Here is a 3,855-nt window from a genome sequence, read left to right as displayed (position 1 = left end):
ACCGAAACCCTCGAACAACTCGAACACGACAGGGCGCAGGAGCCACAGGCGGGGCGAGGCGCCTCCCGGACGCCGGTCGTCGTTCCCGTGCTGCGGCGCGACCGTCCCGGAACGGTCACCTTCGCGACCGCGCTGGCCACCCTGCACGCCCACGGTCACCCGGTCGGCTGGAACCCCGCCGGCCCGGCCACGGCACAGGAGCCGGACCCGGCCACGGACACCGTGCCCTCGACGGACCCGGTGACATCGACGAACGCCGGGGCGCCCGCACCGGACCCCGCGCCCGCAGCACCCGCGCCGCCGGCGGCCCTGCCCACCTACCCCTTCCAACGCCAGCGGTACTGGCTGGAGCGCGGGCCCGTCGCCGGCGGCGAGCGGGCGGACGCCACCGCGGGCGATCCGGCCGCCGCCGATTTCTGGGCCGCCGTGGAGCAGGAGGACCTCGCCGGGCTGACCACCGAGCTGGACATCTCCGAACCTGAGCGGACCACGGCCCTGCGGACCGTCCTGCCCGGGCTGGCCAGCTGGCGCCGCGCCAACCTCGAGCGTGCCGCGACCCACCGGTGGCGCTACCAGGTGGAGTGGAAGGCGCTGGCGGTCCCCGCCCCGGCCGGGGCGGCCCGTGCGCGGCGAACGGTCGACGGGGAGCCGGGAATCTGGTTCGTCGTGACGCCCGAGGGCGTGACCGGATCGGACGATGTCGTCTCCGCCCTCGCGGACCACCGCACGCGGGTGCGGGTGATCGAGGTGGGAACCGCGGAGTCCGATCGCGCCGGCCTGACCGCCCGCCTGCGCTCCGCCCTGGCGGACGAGGGGGGACAGTCCGCCGCCGGAACAGCGGCGACCCCGGCCGGCGTGGTCTCGCTGCTGGCGTGGCGGGACGCGCCGTGTCCCGACGCGCCCACCGTCGGCATCGGCCTGCTCGCCACCGTCGCACTCACACAGGCGCTCGGCGACCTCGAGGTGTCCGCGCCGCTGTGGCTGCTGACCCGCGGCGGTGTGGCGACGGACGCCACCGAACAGCCGCGGCTCTCCCAGGCAGAGGTCTGGGGACTGGGGCGGGTCGTGGGTCTGGAGCATCCGGACCGCTGGGGCGGCCTGATCGACCTGCCCGAGGACGGGTTCGACGCGGCGAGCGCACGCGGGCTGGCCGCCGTGCTGGCCGGCCTGGCGGAGGACCAGGTGGCCCTGCGGCCGCGTGGCCTGCTGGCCCGCCGGGTGGCACGGGTACCGAACCGGCGCGCAGCGGCGGGTCGGGCCTGGAACCCCCGGGGGACGGTTCTGGTCACCGGCGGCACGGGCGGGCTCGGCGGGCAGGTCGCCCGCTGGCTGGCGGGCGCCGGCGCGGAGCACATCGTGCTGGCGAGCCGACGAGGTCCACTCGCTCCGGGAGCCACCCGACTGGCGGACGAACTTCGTGGGCCGGGGGTGCGGGTGACGGTCGCCGCCTGCGACACCGCCGACCGGGCGGCCCTCAAGGCTTTGCTGGACTCGCTCGCGGCCGAGGACCTCACCGCCGTGGTGCACGCCGCCGGGGTGGTCACCGAGGTACCCGTGGCCCGTCTGGACGCGGACGATCTCGCGGAGGTGATCGCGGGCAAGGCCGCCGGGGCGGTACACCTGGACGACCTGCTCGGCGACACCGCGCTGGACGCCTTCGTGGTGTTCTCCTCGATCGCCGGGGTGTGGGGAAGCGGAGCCCAGGCGGGCTACGCCGCCGCGAACGCCACCCTCGACGCGCTGGTGGAGCGCCGGCGTTCCCGCGGTGTCGCCGGCACCGCGATCGCCTGGGGCCCGTGGGGCGGCGCCGGCATGGCGGAAGTGGGGGACATCGAGGCGCGGCTGCGCCGGCGCGGGCTGCGGGCCATGGATCCCGGGCTCGCGCTGGCGGCGCTGCGGCAGGCGGTCGCGGAGGAGGCCGGCCCCCTCGTCGTAGCCGACGTGGACTGGGAGCGGTTCGCGCCCGTGTTCACCGCGGCCCGGCCCCGGCCGCTGATCGCCGACCTGCCCGAGGTGCGCGCGCTGAACGCCGCAGCGGGCGCACCCGCGGCCGGCGGCGGGTCGGGCGCCTCCCCCGCCGGCAGGGCGACCGGCAGCGGGGCGATCACCGACCCGGACGCGGACGGATCCGGTTCGGAGCTGACCCGCCGGCTCGCCGCGCTCACCGCCGAGGAGCGGCGACGGGTACTCGTGGAGGCGGTGCTCGGCGCCGCGGTGGCGACGCTCGGCCACTCCTCCCCGGGCGCGATCGACCGGACCCGGCCGTTCAAGGAGCTGGGCTTCGACTCGCTCACCGCCGTGGAGCTGCGCAACCGGATCAACGCCGCGACCGGCCTGCGCCTGCCGGCCAGCGTCGTCTTCGACTATCCGACGGTCGACGCGCTGGCCGACCTGGTACTCACCGAACTCGCCGGCGCGCTGGGCGACGACATCGCGGTGGCCTCGGCCACGGCCGGGCGGGACGTGCGCGACGGTGCCGGCGACGACGACCCCGTCGTGATCGTGGCGGTGGCGGGGCGCTGGCCCGGCGGCGCCGACTCACCGGAGAAGCTGTGGCGGCTCGTGCTCGACGGCGTCGACGCCGTCGGCGCGTTCCCGGTGAACCGGGGATGGGATCTCGACGGACTGTTCCACCCGGACCCGAAGCACCCCGGCACCTCCTACGTGCGGGAGGGCGGCTTCCTGCACGACGCGGACCTGTTCGACGCCGAGTTCTTCGGAATCAGTCCCCGCGAGGCCACCGCCATGGACCCGCAGCAGCGGCTGCTGCTGGAGACCGCCTGGGAGGTCGTCGAACGGGCCGGGATCGAACCGACGTCCCTGCGGGGCTCGCGGACCGGTGTCTTCGTCGGCGCGTCCCAGCAGGAGTACGGCCCACGGCTGCACGAGGCGGTCCGCGGCGGGGTCGAGGGCTACCTGCTCACCGGCGCGACGAACAGCGTGGCGTCCGGGCGCATCTCCTATGTGCTGGGGCTGGAGGGGCCGTCGGTCTCCATCGACACCGCCTGCTCGTCGTCACTGGTCGCCACGCACCTCGCCGCGCAGGCGCTGCGCGGCGGCGAGGTCGACCTGGCCCTGGTCGGCGGGGTGAACGTGCTCGCCGGACCCGGCGCGTTCACCGAGTTCAGCCGGAAGAAGGGCCTGGCCCCGGACGGGCGGTGCAAGCCGTTCGCGGCCGCCGCCGACGGCACCGCCTGGTCGGAGGGCGTCGGCATGCTGCTGCTGGAGCGGCTTTCGGACGCGCGGGCGAACGGCCATCGGGTGCTGGCTGTGATCCGCGGCAGCGCGGTGAACGCGGACGGGGCCAGCAACGGCCTGACGGCGCCGAACGGGCCGTCGCAGCAGCGGGTGATCCGCGCCGCGCTCAGCGCCGCCCGCCTCACCCCGGACGACGTCGACGCCATCGAGGCCCACGGCACGGGCACCAAACTCGGCGACCCCATCGAGGCCCAGGCCCTGCTCGCCACCTACGGCCAGCACCGCGACCCCGGCCGGCCGCTGCTCATCGGCTCGATCAAGTCGAACCTCGGGCATCCCGCCGCGGTCTCCGGCATCACCGGGATCATCAAGATGATCCATGCCCTGGACGAGGGCCTGCTCCCGGGAACCCTGCACGTGGACGCGCCGACCCCGCACGTGGACTGGGACTCCGGCGCCGTCCGGGTCCTCACCGAGACCACCCCCTGGCCGGCGGTCGACCGGCCCCGCCGTGCCGGCGTCTCCTCCTTCGGCGTGAGCGGGACCAACGTCCACCTGATCCTCGAGCAGGCACCCGGCGACGGTGACAGCGGCGGTGACGGCCGGCGCGACGACGGCCGCGACGACAACCGCGACGGTGTGCCGTTGGCGTGGGTG

General features: G+C 75.9%; 1 protein-coding gene. It reads left to right on the top strand.

Annotated features, from left to right (window positions below):
• Positions 1-3,855, top strand: a 3,855-nt coding sequence (locus E0504_RS48015; protein WP_131627880.1) for an SDR family NAD(P)-dependent oxidoreductase, incomplete at both ends; no start/stop codon positions are given.

The sequence above is a fragment of the Parafrankia sp. BMG5.11 genome, from assembly GCF_004337455.1.
The sequence above is the reverse complement of the archived record's forward strand: the minus strand, read 5'-3'. Positions and strand labels throughout refer to the sequence as shown.